Annotated in this window: 12 protein-coding genes; 5 read left to right on the plus strand and 7 right to left on the minus strand. The window is 42.2% G+C overall.

All coding sequences use genetic code 11. The annotated features are described in order from the left end of the window. Window positions 1–321 precede the first annotated feature (321 nt). Together VB836_RS07725 and VB836_RS07730 are read left to right on the plus strand one after the other, a co-directional pair. Complete coding sequence (locus VB836_RS07725) at window positions 322–2,046, plus strand: glycoside hydrolase family 10 protein (protein WP_323218786.1); 1,725 nt, start codon at window positions 322–324, stop codon at window positions 2,044–2,046. Window positions 2,047–2,064: 18 nt separating this feature from the next. Beyond that, entirely contained in the window at window positions 2,065–2,514 is a 450-nt protein-coding gene (locus VB836_RS07730) for a GNAT family N-acetyltransferase (RefSeq protein WP_049558130.1), read from the plus strand. 17 nt (window positions 2,515–2,531) lie between these two features. Here the strand turns inward: VB836_RS07730 and VB836_RS07735 are convergent, their stop codons facing one another. From VB836_RS07735 to VB836_RS07750, 4 genes are all read right to left on the minus strand, one after another. Next, complete coding sequence (locus VB836_RS07735) at window positions 2,532–4,286, minus strand: hypothetical protein (RefSeq protein WP_323218788.1); 1,755 nt, start codon at window positions 4,284–4,286, stop codon at window positions 2,532–2,534. 24 nt (window positions 4,287–4,310) lie between these two features. Next, on the minus strand, window positions 4,311–6,011 hold the full coding sequence (locus tag VB836_RS07740; RefSeq protein WP_323218789.1) for a hypothetical protein: 1,701 nt from the start codon (window positions 6,009–6,011) through the stop codon (window positions 4,311–4,313). A 202-nt stretch (window positions 6,012–6,213) separates the two neighbouring features. Continuing rightward, window positions 6,214–8,394 carry a lytic transglycosylase domain-containing protein gene (locus VB836_RS07745; protein WP_323218790.1) on the minus strand — a complete coding sequence of 727 codons (2,181 nt, stop codon included), beginning with the start codon at window positions 8,392–8,394 and terminating at the stop codon, window positions 6,214–6,216. A gap of 138 nt (window positions 8,395–8,532) precedes the next feature. Further along, window positions 8,533–9,636, minus strand: coding sequence for a class I SAM-dependent methyltransferase (locus VB836_RS07750; protein WP_323218791.1), 1,104 nt, complete (start codon window positions 9,634–9,636; stop codon window positions 8,533–8,535). Window positions 9,637–9,982: 346 nt separating this feature from the next. Between VB836_RS07750 and VB836_RS07755 the strand changes: the two genes are divergently transcribed. Beyond that, a complete protein-coding gene (locus VB836_RS07755; protein WP_323218792.1) occupies window positions 9,983–12,247 on the plus strand; it encodes a dynamin family protein in 2,265 nt (754 codons plus the stop codon). A 153-nt stretch (window positions 12,248–12,400) separates the two neighbouring features. On the opposite strand, the gene VB836_RS07760 is transcribed toward VB836_RS07755, so the two are convergent. From VB836_RS07760 to VB836_RS07770, 3 genes are all read right to left on the minus strand, one after another. Then, window positions 12,401–13,354, minus strand: a complete 954-nt coding sequence (locus VB836_RS07760; RefSeq protein WP_323218793.1) for an NAD(P)-dependent alcohol dehydrogenase — start codon at window positions 13,352–13,354, stop codon at window positions 12,401–12,403. A 293-nt stretch (window positions 13,355–13,647) separates the two neighbouring features. Beyond that, on the minus strand, window positions 13,648–14,649 hold the full coding sequence (locus tag VB836_RS07765; protein WP_323218794.1) for a heme o synthase: 1,002 nt from the start codon (window positions 14,647–14,649) through the stop codon (window positions 13,648–13,650). 123 nt (window positions 14,650–14,772) lie between these two features. After that, window positions 14,773–15,714, minus strand: coding sequence for a COX15/CtaA family protein (locus VB836_RS07770; RefSeq protein ID WP_046278570.1), 942 nt, complete (start codon window positions 15,712–15,714; stop codon window positions 14,773–14,775). A 631-nt stretch (window positions 15,715–16,345) separates the two neighbouring features. Here VB836_RS07770 and VB836_RS07775 point away from each other — a divergent pair. Together VB836_RS07775 and ctaD are read left to right on the plus strand one after the other, a co-directional pair. Next, window positions 16,346–17,314, plus strand: coding sequence for a cytochrome c oxidase subunit II (locus VB836_RS07775; RefSeq protein ID WP_200906284.1), 969 nt, complete (start codon window positions 16,346–16,348; stop codon window positions 17,312–17,314). Between the two features lie 109 nt (window positions 17,315–17,423). After that, window positions 17,424–19,151, plus strand: coding sequence for a cytochrome c oxidase subunit I (ctaD, locus tag VB836_RS07780; RefSeq protein ID WP_323218795.1), 1,728 nt, complete (start codon window positions 17,424–17,426; stop codon window positions 19,149–19,151). Window positions 19,152–19,187 lie beyond the last annotated feature (36 nt).

The following is a 19,187-nucleotide window of genomic DNA, read 5'->3' on the forward strand; positions in this document are numbered from 1 at the left end:
ACAATTAAACAGAAGTGAGATCAAATGCTCCGACTCCGCGACCTGAATCCGCCTCGGGACTTGGAGCTGATGGAGTTCAACTTGTTGTCATCGATTGAATCTTTCAGGAAAAAAATACTTAAAACTTTCTTTACAAAATCTCCCCAATCCTATTATAGAAGCAAATCAAATGAACTTTGGCGATCGCTTAGACAAAATTAATTTATCATTTTTCCCTGAATGCTTAACAGAGGCATCGAAAGAACTCAAAGGGTTGAATTATCAGAAACTTGTATAAATCGACAACCCAGCGTTTAGAATTTAACCAACACGGTAGAAATCATGGCAGATTTTAGTGATATCAAAGATCATTGGGCAAAAGACTGTATTGAAAAATTAGCAGATGATGGGATTATTAGTGGTTATGAAGATAAAACATTCAAACCCGATGCTTCTGTAACGCGGGCAGAATTTGCCGCCATGCTGAACAAAGCCTTTCCGAATCAATCGCCCATTCGAGAAGGATTTGAATTTGCAGATGTTGACAAAAAATACTGGGCTTATGAAGTCATTCAGAAAGCCTATCGGACAGGATTTTTAAGTGGTTATCAAGACAAAACTTTTAAAGCTACAGAAAAAATTCCTCGGGTTCAAGCCTTAGTTGCATTGTCTAGTGGCTTGAAACTCGATATGATTCAACCTGTTGCTTTCACCTTAGAAAAAACCTATAGTGATGCGGATAAAATTCCCGATTATGCCAAACGAATGATCGCGGCGGCAACTGAAAATCGTTTAGTTGTGAATTACCCAAATCTCAAATTTCTAAAACCCAATGAATTTGCAACTCGGGCTGAAATTGCAACCTTTTTATCTCAAGCTTTATTGAAAGCGAACGAAGAATCTTCTGTTCCCGATGAATATTTAGTCAAAGCCGTAGAAATTGAAGCTCCTAAAGGAGAAATACGAGGCGTTTGGCTCACGAATATTGACAGTGATGTTTTGTTTTCTGCTTCCTCTGTTACGAATGCCATTAATTCCTTATCCGAGTTCAAATTTAATACCCTTTATCCTGTTGTTTGGAATCGGGGTTATACCCAATATCCCAGTCAAGTAATGAAGCGAATTATTGGGGTTGAACTCGATCCAGCAACGGGTTTACAAGGGCGAGATGTTCTGCAAGAAATCATCACTCTAGCCAAAGCTAAAAACATGAGTGTTATGCCTTGGTTTGAGTTTGGGTTTATGGTTCCCCAAGATTCCAAATTCTTACAAAGTCGCTCCAGTTGGATTACGACTAATCAAGAGGGAGTTCCGTTTACGAAAGAAGAAAATAAATATCACGTTTGGCTCAATCCCTTTAACCCTCAAGTTCAACAGTTTGTCCTTGATTTAGTCGTCGAAGTAGTCAGCAAATATGATGTTGATGGAATTCAATTTGATGATCATTTTGGCTTACCTGTTGAATTAGGTTATGATGAATTTACGACTCGACTTTACCAACGAGAAAATAATGGTAAAAAACCTCCAACTGACCCTAAAGATGCTGACTGGGTGCGCTGGCGTGCGAATAAATTGACTGACTTTATGATGCGCCTCTTTTGGGTTGTCAAAGATTACAAACCCAATTGCACAATTTCCCTTTCACCAAATCCCAAATCCTACGCTTACGACAATTATTTACAAGACTGGCCGACTTGGGAACGGAATGGATATGTAGAGGAATTAGTGCTGCAAGTTTATCGGGATGATCCGAAAGGTTTTAAAGCAGATTTAGAAGCTTCTGAAGTGCTTGATGCTAAAGTGAATATTCCGGTTGCGGTGGGAATTTTAACCGGACTCAAAGCCAAATCTGTTGATCTTTCAACGGTTAAAGAACAAGTGGCAGAAAGTCGCAAGCGGAAATTTTCCGGGGTGTCTTTCTTCTTCTATGAAAGCTTTAAGTCATTGGCGGAAACAGAAGAAGGTAAAACGACTTTCCAAGCTTTATTCCCCAGTACAATTGAACGACCAGAAATTATTGCGGCTTCTCTTCCCTCTGTTACCATTCCCGAGTTAAAATTAGAATAGGGTTTTTTAGCTCTCTAAATGATTGCAATTCGTCCCTATTTTGAAACAGATTGGGAAGCCGTTTGTCAAGTTCACGACCGAGCGCAACCTGGCGAATTTGCAGGGGTTTGTGTTCCTCGTGACTTGATCCCTCTGGCTGAAAATCCTTACCTGAATAAAATCTTTCATCCTTGTCAAAAATTTGTGGCTTGTGAGGGTGACAAAGTAGTAGGTTTTGTCGCTTTTTATGAAAACCACATTAGCCTACTTTATGTTGATCCCGATTACCAAAATCTAGGCGTTGGAAAACGTTTGTTAAGACAAGCTCTGAATATTATTGGAAGTCCGGCTTGGACGGTTGTTATTGCAGACAATCATCGAGCCAGACGTTTTTATGCCCAAGAAGGATTTCAAGAAAACAGCCACTTTGAAAGTCCTGTTTCGGGTTCAATTTGTCAGTTTATCCGATTGATTCGCTCAAATATCTGATGAAGATATCCACGTTTTTACAGTTTTAAAATACAGTTTGTATCCAGAATAAACCACTCTTCGGCTGTGTAGATAGAACATTTACTAATGGTTTTAGCTAAGGCCGGAAATTCTCCTGTTTTCAAAAACTGATACGCTTGTTTTCCTTCTTCAAATTCATTCATCCAATCATTAAAATAAAAATATTCAGGAACAAAAGCATACAATTCAATTAAAAACAAATCAATCCCATACTTTTGAATAAAGGTTTTGAGTTCTTCCAAATTCGGACTGTAGTGAGCTTTAATTAAATCTGTTGTTCGTTGATTCACCTGTTGATAATATCCAGTATGATAAGAAATGGCATATTCTCGACCCATTAAAATCGAACGTTGAGCAAAAGTTGGTAGTTGATTAATCTCTCCAGATAGAGATGCCGTTAAAGCATCTTTGGGTTGCTGTTGAAAGAATTCATAAAGTTCAGGTCGGTCGGCTTGTTCGTATTTTACCAGAGGAAAGAAGGGAACAAAACTCGGATAAAATAACAGAGAAATCGTCATAACTCCTATTAATCCACCTGCAACAATCTTCTGAACCTTTCGGGGTATAACTTCCTTTTTTTCTGATTTTACCTGACCTTTAACTTCAATCCAATTCAACAACGCATCCAGAATCACCGTAAACGCAACAATCGTAATAACAGCCACAACAATTCTCAAACTGATTCCCGTATATCGGTTAGGAAGATGCAGTTTAAATAGAAAAGCATGAGCTAATAAAAACATCATCACCGAGGAAACGAACAATTGAAACATCACCCAAATTCCCGGCTTGATTCTATCAAGTAAAGGAAAAGCAGGACGAAATAGGAATAAAACCGGAAAAAGTAAGGCTAAACATTGAGTTGCAGGTGTAAACAACGACTTGGGAAACATCCCACTTCGTCTACTATTAAACCAAAAATCAAAAATATTCTCGCTAAAAAACGGGTTCCGTCCATTCTCAAAGAATTCTACAGATTGTAGGGCTTCTGCTCGATTCATTGCCGGCCCAAATTCTATGCTTTGTAAGGCATAAATCACCATTACAACAAACGCGAGGGCGAAACTAATCCCAAATATTTTTAAGTCTCTTGGGTGAGCTGAAAAACGAAGCCGCCCTTCTTTCCAAGTGAATAAACGCAGAATTAAAATGCTTAATCCCACAAACACATATTGCGGATAAAATAACCCCGTTAAACCAATTGAAATCGCAATTCCCCAAATATTACTTCTCAGTACATAATAGATGAATGCCAGAAAAATGGGATAGATAAAAGCTCTAGGCGTTCCTGATGCGACATCATCTTTTAACCAAATAATTTGGTTCATCAACAACGCCCCCACAAAACCCGCCACAGGAACAGGTAAAATTTCGATACTAATTCCAAAGGCGAAGGGCGTGCTAATAATCCCTAAAATTGAAGGAACAATCCGACAAAAAACTAACGGATGAATTCCCAAAAAATTCGCAATTTGATAGAGAATTGTATATCCCAAAGGAGCCACCGCTTGAAAATAATCGGCAATTAAATCATTGGGAAATAACTCGGGATCAATAAATCTTTGCATCCAGAAAATATGCTGACGAGCATCATCTTGAATCACACCCGAACTCTCAAAGGCGCGATGTAATGCCATCCCTGCATAAACAACAGCAAATACCATGCTGAGACTAAACCAAAAAATCACTCTCGAACGAGGGGTTTTCTCAAGCGGAGACGTTAAAAATGCGTGTAAACGAGTCATCGACATAAACTTTGATTGGATCAGTAAAAATTAAGAATTTAGAAGACAGTTAGCATCGAGAATAATATAATTTTGAAACTGGAGAACCGTACAACGATCCGTTAAACTTTCCAGAATCGGCTTTTGTCCATTTTTGAGATTTTCTTCGACTTTTGCAGTCGCAGTTGAACTCAGTTTTTTGAGAGAATCATCTTGTTGAACAAACTCTAAAGTCAGTGCATTTTCTTCTATCATCCAAAAATCGACTTTGTAATCTTGAATAAAACGCTTAACCTCAGCTAAATTTGGGCTATACTGTGCTTTTATTAAGGCTTCAGTTCGTTGCTTCATCCCTGTATAATAGTCTTGATGATAAGGTAAAATATATTCAGAACCGACTAAAATTGAACGCTGAGAAAAGGCAGGAATATTATTGACTTCATCAGTTAAAGACGCAATCAGCGTATCTTTGGGTTGAATCGCAAAGAATTCATACAACAACGGAATTTCACCCACAACATTATTAGTAATGGGGAAGCGGTTGGTTAAGCTCGGATAACATAAGCCTAAAAATACTAACACAACCAAAGCACTTTTGAAAAAAATCTTGTGCTGTTTTTCGTTAATTTTGCGGAAAATTGCATCCAGAATTAATGTTACCGCAATTCCCCCCGCGATCGCCATGATCATTCTCAAGCTATGCTGACTATAGCGACTGGGATGATGTAACTTAAAAGCCAAAAGATGAGCCAGAAAAAATAATCCCGTTGAAACCAACAATAATTCAGGTAAAATCAGAACGGAACGAGAAATTTTCTGAGCTAAGGGAAATCTTGCCGGATATTTTAACAACACAGGTAACAAGATTCCCGCAAAAACTTGAGGCGGAATAAAAGACTTTCTAAACCATTCTTGAGGGAAAAAACCCGAACGATCCCCTGTTAACCAAAAATCCAACGGTTTATCCGTAAAAAAAGAAGCCCGCCCTCCCGGATAAAATTCGGGTAATGTTTTGGCTTGAGTCAGGTTGATCACATCTCCCCATTGAGAATTATTGATAACATAAGGAAATAAAACAAAGCTACCAATCACCAAAGCCGTTATTAAAATCGAGTCGTTTGTATTTCTTATAGAATCTGCCTGTTTTCTTCCCAAAAATAAATGTACAATGACAACCCCGACTGCAATTAAAACCCCTTGCGGATAAAACCCGCCTAACAGTGCGATCGCAATTCCCACACCAATCACAGATCGTCGTAATAGAAAGTATAAAAACGCCAGAAATAAGGGATAAAAAAAGGCTCTCGGTGTTGCTGTAATTAAATCATCTTTTAACCAAAGATTTTGATTGAGGAGTAATGTACTGAGAAAACCCGCCATCGGAACCGGTAAAATTTGCCAACACACCCCAAAACAAAAACCCGTTGTAATCACGCCTAAAATAGTCGGTAAAATTTGATTGAGTAAAAGAGGACTGACTCCTAACAGCGAAAAAACTTTATAAAAATTTGCGTATCCCCGAGGCGCAACCGACTGAAAATAATCGATAATTTGATCATTAGGAAACAGTTCAGGATCGAGAAATCTAAGCATCCAAACCACGTGCGATCGCGCATCATCTTGTATAAGATATTCTTGATCCCAAGCTTTAGCAAATGCCCCAATTCCACAAGCGATCGCTACAATTAAACTCAGACAAAAGTATAGCCTGACTTGACGACTCGAAGATTTTTCTAAAGATAAATTTAGCAAGGCTTACCCAGATATTAATTAAATCGATTTTATTCTATCGGACAGTGTACCGCAGTTTGGCACAAAATCAAACAGATCGGAACCGATCTGCTTTTAAACCCTCTCTCAGTAGTCGGGTACATCAGATACAACATCTAACAGTTCTACCTTTAACCTTTTTCTCTGATGCACCCGACAATTAAGATCAAACATCGATCAACCCTTAATTCGGCTTATAGTCAGCCGCGTGTTTTTCCATCATCGCCGCAATATCAGGATTATAAATCCGCAAATAATTCCAATAATTGCCAAACACAGACTTCACATAACCATAGGTTTCAGGATAGGGAATTTTTTCAGCAAAAGCATCCGCATCTTGAAAACCAAATCGCTCTAACCAACCCGAAACCGCATTCGGGCCAGCATTATAACTCGCCACCGCCAGTAACGAATTATTATTGTATTCTCGATGGGTAAAATCCAGATAATAAGTTCCCAAATTAACATTATCCTCGATATTTTCCAAGGAATAATTGGTGAGTTGAATCTGTTTTGCAACTTCTTCGCCCGTTTCCGGCATCACTTGCATTAAACCCGTTGCCCCCACTACCGATTTTATCCCCGGCATAAACCGAGATTCTTGACGAATTAAAGCCGTTACCAAAACCGTATTTAATTGACGTTCCTGTGACCAATTAACAATCGTTTCGAGATAAGGAAAAGGATACAACGCTTGCCAATATTCCGGCGTTTTCTTTAACTTCAAATACTTCTGACGTTCTTCAGGTTCATCGCGCTGACTCAAACTCGACAACATCCAAAGCGCCTCTAAATTATCCCCCACACCCAAACGCACCAAACCATCCGTATACTGTTCTTCAATAGAAGGCTGCATTCGGTTGGCAAATTCAACCTGCCAAAGTTTCCAAGCCTCTTGATGTTTTCCGAGTTGATAAAGTTCTTTCAACCCATCAGAACCCGCCATCAAAACCGGATGAGTTTCCGGATATTCAACATGAGGATTGAGCGGACGAACAGTGGTAAAATCTCCCACAGGCCAACCTAAATGTACAGCCGATCGCCAAGCATAATAAGAATCAGGATAACGCGCCAACAAATATTCAAACGCTTTTTTGGTGTCCTGAGAATTGCCAATTTGTTGCGCCCATTTCCCGATCCAAAATGTTGCTTCTGGGGCTAACTCACTATCGGGATTTTTCGTTGAAAGTTCCTTCGCCCATTTAGAAGCCTCTTTGATGTTTCCCGCTTTTGCATAGTCTTCCGCGAGTTTCCAGCGCAACTGCGCCGCAGGTTCCGACTCACTATGATCCTTTAACAACATTTGTCGAGCTTGAGACGCCGACTGTTTTGATTCCAGTTGATCGAGCAATTCTGCCTTATCATAGAGCGCTTCGGCACGATGAGCCGGAAAACGAGCGATCGCTTGATCGAGATATTTCACCGCATCTAGGCGATCGCTCAACCGAGCCAAACGAATTAACCCAAAACCCGCATCTTCACCGCCTGGATCTTGTTGATCAGGAAACGCTTGGATCAGTTGTTCATAGGCTTTGCGCGACTCGGGAATTTTATCATCCAGCCACAACCCCCGTGCATGACGGTAGAGGTTGCGAGGCGTGCGAGGAGCCTTTGCATAAGCTAATGCGCCTTTCCCATAATCCTGTTTTTCCCAATAGCCAAACGCGATCTTTTCCCAGTCTTCCGGCTTCAGTTGGCCAGTGTAGTTCTGAGCCAGCTTTTCTAAATAAGTCCCATAGTCCTTTAAGTAAATGCCATGTTCAGCGATAATTAATAAAAGCGGCAGTTGATTGGGATTTTCTTTTAGACGAGTTTGAGCAATTTCGACACTACGAGGATGAGCCGGAAATTCTGCGATCGCCCTATCCCAATATTCCGGGTTTTCTTTCCCCAAAACATACAACGCCTCAGCCGCAGTCGGATCTTTAGGATAACCTTGCAGCAAATCTTCCCAAGCTTGCTTCGCGTTTGCGGTATCGCCCATTTGTTCATAAGCTTGCGCCCGCTTCATTACGATCTGAGCGCCCAAAAGGGGATAATCTTGTTCAAGTCCTGCTAAAAGCGCGATCGCTTCTTCGGCTTGTTTTTGTTGGATCAGATCACTCGCCAGCAAAAAACGCGCCCGACTACGTTCAGTTGAGGGCTTTGAACTAGCAGCAATTTCTTTAAGTTCAACTTGGCGTTTTTCCGCAGATAAAGAGGCTAACATAATCACCCGCTCAGAGTCATTCGACTCTTGAACAGACACCTCACGAGACGGTAGAAATCGTTGTAACTGCGTGATCGGAAAAAAGATGCCAATCGCCAAAGCGACAGACGCAGCACCAAGAAGTAGGGCGAATTGAGTGATCCGTTGCTTAACCATAATACAATTTGCTCTGGGGTCAATGTTCAGGAATAGGTGAGGATTTATTAAAGATTTGGGGTCAAAACGTTATCGTCAGTTTTCTGTACAGCCATGCAAAATTTAATACTTTTACCGTCTAAAATAGCCTAAACGGGATTAATTGACTCGACAGAGTATCCATCGTAAAGACATCGGCGGGTTAGGAATGGGAAAAACATCACGTCCCAACGCCCAATGTTCAAACCAGGGAGTCGGCGGCCATGCTTCGGCACTTAAATGAGTTCGTTCATATTCATACACCGACTCATCCGATAAAATCTCTAGGGGCAAACCCTGCATTCCCCAATTCAACTCTGAGCGAGTCAGCAGATAAGACCATTGCACTTGAGACATTTCTCGCACCTTTTCATCAGGTTCAAAGCCCTCAGCCGCGACAAACGTACTAAATAGTAGCAGCCCTCCAGGTTGAATAGCTTCGCACATCAATTTCAGTAGGGTTCGTACCTCTTCCAGTGCGCGGAAATGGGAAATGACTTCTGCTACAACTGCTAATTTATAATATTTTTGAGGTAATCTCAGAGCCGGATTGAGAATATTGCTTTGAACCACCCGCACAGGTAGATTTTCAGCTTTTACCCCATTGGCGATAATTTGAGCAAATTCGGGGGTGAGTTCCACCGCATCAACCGGATGTCCCAGTCGAGCCAAGGGTAAAGTATTACGCCCTACTCCTGCTCCTACGTCTAAAATTGGAGCCTGAGCCGCAGATCCCAATTGAGAAGCGATCGCCATCAGTTTAGCATCGGGATGAGAACCAAACAACGGCCCCTCACGACTCGTCAGCCAACGTTGATATTTGTTTTCAATCGTTAGAATTTCTGTTGTTACCGTTAATTTTAGCCCTTGGGTGAGTCCATGCGTTGGCTCTGGTGGCTCATATTTAAAGACTAGACGAGCATGAGGTGAAGCGTTGTATCCTTCTGTGAGTTTCTTCTGTACAAGCTGACGCAAAGCCTGTATTTCGCTAGGTGTGAAATTTTGCCCTAACGCCACCAGCAAGCGGTGAAACTGTTCTACATACTCATCTAATAGTGCCGGTACACAGGGTAAAACGAGCTGTCCTTTGGCTGATGTGAGTCGTTTTACCTTCAGCAAAAGCGCGTTTTCTAATGGATCACTAACCGTTGTCGGCTTGTTCGCTACCACGAGTTCTATATCCTCAATCTCATCGGGGGTTCCCATGATGCTAATGTACCGCATTGACCCCTCATTGGGTGAACTCGTTTCACAAGTTCGGGAGAATTTAGCGATCGCAAAACTTACGATAACACTTAAAAACCCGGTTTCTCAAAGAAACCGGGTTTTTTTCAAAAACAGGTTTATTTTGGGCGCAAGCAAGTTTATTTTGGGCGCAAGCAAGAGCGCCCCTACATTTTTTAACACCATGTACCGAGCAATATAAATATCAATATATGGTTCATTATATTAAACAATACTAATCTTTTTTATCTAAAAAAATTTCAATATTTTCCGAAATAATCCCGACGCATTCTGTAGCTTGATTATAGAAAAATTCAAACAAAACTCTACCCCAACAGGTTACACAATGACTCTGGAAAATCAGGTTGATGCTCTGCTAAAATTAATCTCTCAAGCAAATATCGTTGTAGATACAGCAGCAGTTCAACGTTCTCTACACAAAGCCACTTCTCCCCGATTTGAAATCGTTTTTGCAGGAACCTTTAGTGCGGGTAAATCTACCTTAATTAATACGTTGTTAGAGCGGAAATTGCTCTACAGTTCTCCAGGAGTTGCTACCGGAACTGTATGTTACGTTGAATATGCTAAAAAGCAAGATGACGAAAAAGCAGTTCTTCACTTCTTTAGCAAAACCGAAATTCGACAACAAATTTCCGAACTTTGCAAGATTTTAGGATTAGCAGACGGTGTAGACTTGGATGAACCCGCTAGCATTCAAAACCTACGAGACAAAGCCGAAAAAAAACTGAAAGAAGCAAAGGACAATAAAGATTTAAAACAAGAACAACAAGCAAAATTACTTCTACAGTTGCTTGATGGCTTTGTAGCGAACAAAGATAAAATTCAAAGTAATCCTCCTATCGAGCATATAACTTTAGAAGAAGCAAAGCATCATGTAAAATTTGAAAATGCAGCCGTTTTCAAGCAAATCAAATATTACTGTCACAATTCCTTACTAGAAAATGGAATTGTTATCGTAGACACTCCGGGGATAGATTCGCCTCTATTAATTCATGCTGAAATTGCCAAGAAGAAAATCACTCATCCCGATACTTCCGCAGTGGTTTGTGTATTGAAAGCCGCTATCAATGGAACGCTAACAGGAGAGGAAATTAAACTGATTGAACACATTCGCAATAGTCCCGGAGTACGCGATCGCATTTTCTATGTATTCAATCATATTGATGCGACATGGTACAACCCAGAACTTCATCGACTACTAGAAAGTGTAATTCATTCCGAGTTTCACAAAGAACGAGTTTATAAAACCAGTGCAATGTTAGGGTTTTATGGTTCTTTGCGTCTAAAAAAATCTGAATTTCAAGTACCAGATGAATTTAAGAGCGAGTTTAATCGATACTTTTTTCTAAAGGTTTCTCGCGTTGATTTTCCCATAACTCCAGCTATTGCTGCTGCTGACACTGACGACGAAAAGTTTAAAGCAATTATCGATGATCATGGTGATAATTTGCTGAATAAGTTAATTCAAGAAAGTGGAGTTGAAGAGTTTAAAAAGCAACTCAAGGATTATTTGATTAACAAACGTAAACCCGAACTCTTTCAAGCATTAGCAGAGGATCTTAAACCCATCTGTGATGAATTGATAAAACATTACTTTAACTCGAAGAATGCGTTAGCAGGTAAACCCGTTGATGTTGATACAATTAAAAAGGAAGCTTTAGAACAACTCAGCCAAGACTTATATCGAATTAGTCTAGATTTTTCTGAACATATTCGGGAACAACTCAATGAAGCTTTTGCGACGAACAATAACAATCGTTTAGAACGAGATTATCGTCAAATTCAGAGAAATATGCTGGATGAGCTTGACCGTTTGATCGCTAACTTTTCTGTTGAAGAAACGCATCAATTGGCGAGGAGAAGCCACGAAGAAAATGTCGTTGTTCCGGTGATGGCGATTTTGTCAGAAGCGTTTTACTATGTCACCAATGGACTGAAGAAAGTGTTAACTGAATCTTCTCAACAATTGGTGAATAATTTCTTCAATCAATTAACTCACAATGTCTCCAGTGCTGAATATTACAAACAGCTAGAAAAATTGTTGGGGAATGATGCGGGAATTCGTCAAAATCTCGATAAAGATTTGCGTGAAAAAGTCATTCATGCAATTACAAACGAAGCTCGAACCGAATGCGAACCCTATATCCGAGAAACTGCTTTATTTTACGCAGAAGGAACCGTTCCAGCTTTTCAACTCCGACAAACGCTATATGAAGCTTGTCAAAGCACAGATTTTCAAGGAATGTTAACTGCTGAACCTGCTGTTCGACAACTTTTGGAGATTGATTTTCGCAAAAAAGTTCATCACACCATTATGCACCGATTTCGGACTACTATCAATGACACCATTAACTCTCATCTTTTACCCGGTGCAGATCAACAAGTTGGAGTCATTATTGCTCAATTTCACCATGCTCATGCTTTGCTAGAACATAACATAGAAAAGGATGCTCACGCTAAACTGATAAAAATTAAAAAGGAGAAAGACGCAGTAGAAGCCAATATTGGCACTTATAATCAAGCTGTTGATAGCATTAATCAAGATTTACAGGTTAACGGTTGTACAGGGTTTCAACTCCCTAAAATTTAACCCGAATTAGACTCAAAAACCCGGTAACTCTTGCGAAACCGGGTTTTTTTCAACTCCCTAAAATTTAACCCATAGTAGGGTGCATCAGATAATTAATCTCTCGGTTTTACCACCCAAAAACCCGGTAACTTTCAAGAAACCGGGTTTTTATTTTTAATCGCTTTCAACCACACAAACAATCTTACCAACCGCTCGTCCAGTTTCGCTGTAATTATGCGCTTCAATAATATCAGACAGCGCATAAACCCGATCAATCACTGACCGAATTTTACCTGCTTCTATCCAATCTCGCAACGCATCTAAATCTCGACGACTGGGTTGTGCTAACACTAATTTAGCGGATTTTTTACCCGAAAATAACCAAGTTTGAACGGAGGCGAGAATATTTTCAGGCGTGGGAAGCGTAGAAATATAAATTCCATCCGGTTGTAAAACGTTTTCACAGTTAGAAAAAATTTGTTTTCCAACAGCATCTAAAATAATGTCGTATTTGGTACTTTGTTGGGTAAAATCAACTTGAGTGTAGTCTATTACAATATCGGCGCCTAACTCTTTAACTCGTTCTAAATTGGCGGCGCTACAGACTCCCGTGACTTCCGTTTCCATTGCTTTGGCTATTTGTACGGCGTAGGTTCCCACACCGCCCGAAGCGCCGTTTATTAATACTTTTTGTCCGGGTCTAATTTGACCTAAATCAAATAAAGATTGTAGCGCAGTTAAACCCGCAATGGGAACGGCTGCGGCTTCTTCGTGAGTCATCGTTGAAGGTTTGAGGGCGGCGGAAGAAGCGGGAACGGCTGCATATTGGGCGCAAGCACCGCCAGAAACAGGGTTAAGAAAGGTGTAGACTTCATCTCCTGGCTGAAAGCGGGTTACTCCTTCTCCGACTTCTACCACAACGCCTGACAAGTCAGCACCAATTTTTTTGGGGAAATTGTAACCGGAAATCAGTTGTACGCTTCCCTGTCGTATTTTCCAGTCAACGGGGTTAATACTGGTGGCGGAGATTTTTACTAATAATTCATCCGGTTTAATTTTGGGTGTGTCGATCTCTCGATATTCCAAAACATTCGCCGAACCATATTGATTGAAAATAACAGCTTTCATGTTAAGTCCTCAACTTTTGATAATCGGGAATAGGGAACAGTCTTGTCGGGGTGGGTTTTTACAGTTTAGCGTGAGCAGTTGATCGTGACAACTCACCCGTTTTTTTCAGTTATAGCAATCAGCAGGGAGCGTGTTTACAACTTCTTTTTCTTGGTGTTCTTGGTGTTCTTTGTGGTTAAATTAGGCTTGCTCCTGCTCAAGATACCAGCGATCACTGCTCTATCAGTTTTCAAACAAACAGGTAGACAAACTGCCTACCTGAACCTAACCGTATCCAATTGTGTTTTTAAGCGTTACCCATTATAGATGGATGATACAATCACAACAGCATTATTCATCAAACTGTGTAGATTATCACCCAAAGCTGTAACAACCTGATGGGTAACAGGTAAGCTATCAATTACCATTCCTGTACAGAGCATCATCATGTACAGAATGGAATATTTAAACAGGGAACGAGCCACTTTTTGATCTTCGGGTGACTGCAACAACTGCCAAGCTTTTTTAATGAAAATTGCTCCTAAACCGACTGCGATCGCCGCGTAAACGATGCCACTGGTGTGTAAGGGATAAACGAGCATTAAGGTAAAGGGAACCATGATCAAACTGTAAACCCAGATTTGTTTGGCAGTGGGTTCATCTCCTGCAATGACAGGTAACATGGGAACGCCGACTTCTTTGTATTCATCCCGGATCATAATTGCCAACGCCCAGAAGTGAGGGGGAGTCCACAAAAAGATGATCAGAAACAGTAACCAAGCCGCCCAACTCAGATCGCCTGTGACAGCCGCCCAACCGACTAAAGGAGGAATAGCACCCGCAGCACCGCCAATGACGATATTTTGAACACTATTGCGCTTTAACCAATGGGTGTAGATGACGACATAGAAAGCAATACCCAACATTGCTAATACGGCTGCCAATAGGTTGGCAAATACAGTCAGTAAGGAGAAAGAGATAACCGCTAGAGCGATCGCAAAGAATAAAGCATGACGGGGTTTGACTCGTCCAGAGGGAATAGGCCGCCAGCGCGTCCGTTCCATGATATAGTCGATGTCGCTGTCATAGATACAGTTAATCGTGTTTGCTGAACCTGAAGCCAAGGCTCCGCTTAGGAGGGTAATGACGAGTAAGAGGGGATCAACTTCTCCTTTAGCGGCTAACCACATTCCGGCGGATGTTGTAATCAGAAGTAAGAGAATGATTCTGGGCTTTGTGAGTTGATAGTAACTCTGAACAACCTGTATGAAATTTTCATGGCGTCGAGTTGCACTGTTACTGATAATTTCTTGCATTGATTTTCTCGGGTGAAATGTTTTTCGATGGGGAGTCACTCAATCATTTGTAGAGAGGTTGCCAACAACATCTGTACATCAGAATTGAGAAATGAGGTCTGAGTAACAATTAGGAATTTAGATTTACAAATTGCTAGAAGGGATTAGGGTATGGGTTGTTTTTTGACTATGGCGATCGCGAAATGCCAGAACAGTAAAAGCAATCAGTATTCCCAGCAATGTAGCTGCAATGGCTTGATGAGTTACTGTTAAAGGTTCAACTTGCAAGTGCAAGCGGAAGGTTGCAACTCCCACAGCGATCTGAGCTATTACACAAATACCAGCCCAGTTCGCTAAGTTTCGTAGCATGGGATGCAAAGCGGAAGTTCGCCACGCTAAAATCACCAAAATTACTGTTGCTAAAGTGGGAGGAACAACGCCTGCAATATGGCTATTCATTACCGTACAAAGTTGGGCGCCGCCGAAACATTGGTGTAATGCCCATTGAGATGCTACTAAGCCGCCAATCAAACTTTGAAGATAAACTAATATTGCTGCGGTTAAGCCAACCCAAGGGAGTTTTCCGACATTGCCTGTGCCTTTGTAGGGCATCATCGAACAGCCGATCACTAACAAAGTGGTGAAGAATAACAGGGCGGTTCCTAAGTGAGCGGTGACAATATCAAACCGCAACAGTTGAGTAACCGTTAAGCCACCCAAAATCCCTTGAAAGACAATTAAGCCCAAAGCAAAGGTTGCCGCGATCGGCAGCCATTTAGGGAGTTCTCGTCGATACCACCAGGATAAACCACTCAGGGCGAGCGCTCCGAAGCCAATTAATGCAGCATCTAGACGATGAAACCATTCTAGAAACACTTGCAGGTTCATTTGAGCAGTCGGCACTAATTTACCGTAACATAAGGGCCAGTCCGGGCAAGCTAGCCCTGCGTTCATTACCCGTGTTGCACTGCCAATTGCCATTAAAATTAAAGTGGCAATACTGAGTTTCCATACTAAACGACGGATTCGATCTGGGGGCTGAATTTCGCTCGAAATACTTGTGTTCTGAAAGACCGTATTAGCCATGAATTCTGTCTATGCTTGAATTAACAATGAATGTTTTGGGTTGAGCAACAAAATCGGTTTTGTTGCTGACAAAACTCCTCTGAGGACTTTTTAGGTTAACGAATTGATTTTGCTATTTTTCTGTTCTTGTTCCCCATCGATTCACCGATCCAAATCCAATCTCGAGTCTTGATTCACGATTCTACTGATCTACCATAGCGACACTATCGGCAGATGAACAAAGTTTTACAAAGTTTTCGGATTTCATTGGCTTGTTAAGTTATATGAAGTGTCCTCTAAAAGTTTTTCAGGAAAATGTTAATTTGAATTCAGAAAACCAATTGGGTTTGTATTATCACCGAGCCTCGTGATTCAGGTGAGGCGGAATCCTAAAGAAAAGTCGAAGAATCCGTTAAAAAGACAGCTTGTCTTGGTTATCTGCGATACCTTATGAAGTGAGGTTTAGGGTTAAAAATTGAACAGATTTTGCTATTGATTGCATTCTTGTCATTCCGATTTCCCCGATCGCGCCCTCATCTAAAATCATTATTCACAGTCAGCACAATTGCATCGCAGATCTCTGGTTCACCAAACATTGGGAGTGCGAAACTCAGGAGGTATCAAAGTGAACATTCCCGGTTCAATTTTAACCATGCTGTTTGGGATCGTCATAACGCTCCTCAGCCTCTGGTACGGTCAAAATAACGGTCTGATGCCTGTAGCGGCATCCGCAGAAGCCACAGATGTCGATAGCTTATTTCAACTCATGCTAACGATATCTTTCGGCCTCACCTTGCTGGTACAGGGGGTTCTGGTCATTGCATTTTTTAGATTTCGTCGTCGTCCTGGCGATAACAGCGATGGGCCGCCGATTCATGGCAACCTGTCGTTAGAAATTCTCTGGACTGCCATTCCTGCTTTTACGGTGTTAGCCGTCGGCATTTACAGCTTCGAGATCTATAACTCAATGGGTGGACTCGATCCAATGGTATCCGGTCAACATTCGATGGCTGCTCACGCTAGAATGCACGGATCAGCGATCGCCGCTCCCCTACCCGGAGAGGAAAATTCAACCCCCCAAGCCAATCAAATTGCTTTAGGCATTGGGGCGCGTCCCGATGACATGGGTCAAACCGCCGATGTTGTCGTTGATGTTTCCGGCATTCAATATGCTTGGTTATTCAACTACGCTGATAGCGGGGTGATGGCGGGTGAACTGCACGTTCCTGTGGGTCAAGATGTCCAGCTTAACATCGCCGCCCAAGATGTGATTCACGCTTTCTGGCTACCGGAACTGCGTCTCAAGCAAGATGCGATCCCAGGTATGAACACCGAACTCCGGTTTACTACAACGAAAGTGGGAACCTATGCGATCGTCTGTGCGGAACTCTGTGGCGGCTATCACGGCGCGATGAGAACGCAAATGATAGTTCAGACGCCAGAAGAATATCAAGCTTGGCTTCAGGAAAATGCTGTTGCTCAAAATCCGAACTTAGAGCAAACCTTAGCCGTGAAGCCTTCAGAACTCTCTGATCCAGAGTTTCTCGCCCCCTATGCGGAAGAAATGGGTGTAAACGAGGAACTCCTAGCCCAGATCCAGACAGAAGTTCTTCCCCACTAAACCGTTTTACAGTGAGCAGTGTTGACTGTTCACTATTTCCTGACTCCTGTACGGGTAATTGATGAATTACCCCTACTGAACTTCTGAACTTCTTTCATTTTCTTTTGCTATGACACAAGCACAGTTAGATGTAACCGCTAATCTTCCTGAACCTCACCGCCATCAGGAAAGACACTGGCGAGACTTCTTCGGTTTCAGTACCGATCACAAAGTAATTGGCATTCAATATCTGGTCACCGCTTTCGGCTTCTTCTTAATCGGAGGCTTGATGGCGGGTGTCATTCGGACAGAACTCGCCACCCCCGATCCGGACTTCGTAACGCCGGAAATGTACAACAGCCTGTTCACCCTGCACGGAACGATCATGATCTTCCTGTGGATTGTGCCTGCGGGTGCGGGTTTTGCCAACTATCTGATCCCCCTAATGATTGGGGCGAAAGATATGGCGTTTCCCAGACTCAACGCTGTGGCTTTTTGGCTGGTTCCCCCTTCAGGAATCTTGCTGCTGGTGAGTTTATTGATTGAACACGCCCCCCAAGCGGGTTGGACGGCTTACCCGCCTTTGAGTTTGGTCTCGGGTAAAATCGGCCAAGAACTCTGGATCATGAGTGTTCTACTCGCTGGAACCGCTTCGATCTTGGGTGGGCTGAATTTTTCGATCACCATCTTCAAAATGCGGATTCCCAGCATGGGCCTATACGATATGCCCCTGATGTGCTGGGCGATGATCGCAGTTTCCGCATTAATCTTACTCTCGACTCCTGTCCTTGCAGGCGCGTTGGTGCTGCTGTCGTTTGACTTACTGGCTGGGACGAACTTCTTTAACCCAGCCGGAGGAGGCGACCCAGTTGTTTACCAACATTTATTCTGGTTTTATTCTCATCCGGCGGTTTACATCATGGTTCTGCCCTTCTTTGGGGTGATCTCCGATGTGATTCCGGTTCATGCGCGTAAGCCAATTTTTGGTTATCATGCGATCGCATTTTCCAGTCTAGCAATTAGCTTCTTGGGGTTAATCGTTTGGGCGCACCATATGTTCACCAGTGGAACTCCCGGTTGGTTGCGGATGTTCTTTATGATCGCCACGATGATCATCGCCGTTCCCACTGGAATTAAGGTGTTTGGTTGGCTAGCGACGATTTGGGGCGGTAAACTGCGCCTCAACAGTGCCATGCTGTTCGCGATGGGTTTCCTGTCTACCTTCGTAATTGCTGGGGTAGCGGGGATTATGTTAGCTTCTGTACCTTTTGATATTCACGTTCACGACAGTTACTTTGTAGTGGCTCACTTCCACTATGTTCTGTTTGGGGGTGCAGTATTTGCCATCTATTCGGGAATTTATCATTGGTTCCCGAAAATGGTGGGACGGATGCTCAACGAACCTTTGGGTATTGTTCACTTTGTCTTGACGTTCATTGGTACGACGTTAACCTTCTTACCGATGCACTATTTGGGGTTACAGGGAATGCCCCGTCGGGTTGCCATGTATGACCCGAAATATGCGGATATCAATATGATCTGTTCTATCGGGACTATCATTTTAACGATTTCTACAATTCCTTTCTTGATTAATGCCATTTGGAGTTGGTTCAAAGGCCCCTTAGCTCCCGATAATCCTTGGGATGGACTGACTCTTGAATGGATGACGTCTTCTCCTCCCCCCATTGAGAACTTTGAAGGTACACCTGTCCTCAGAACAGGCCCCTACGACTATGGCATGAAGAAAACTCTAGCCATTCGTGAACGCTTACAAATGGCGGCTAATGGCTCAACTCGGGGTAAACAAGAGGGCGTTCCGCTATCGGAAGCGAAATCTTCTTCGTTGTTGGATGAGTAAACTCCGCTCAACGCAAGCACTGTTTGTATCGATGAT

The sequence above is a fragment of the Limnoraphis robusta BA-68 BA1 genome, from assembly GCF_034932365.1.
GTDB classification, from domain to species: domain Bacteria; phylum Cyanobacteriota; class Cyanobacteriia; order Cyanobacteriales; family Microcoleaceae; genus Capilliphycus; species Capilliphycus robustus.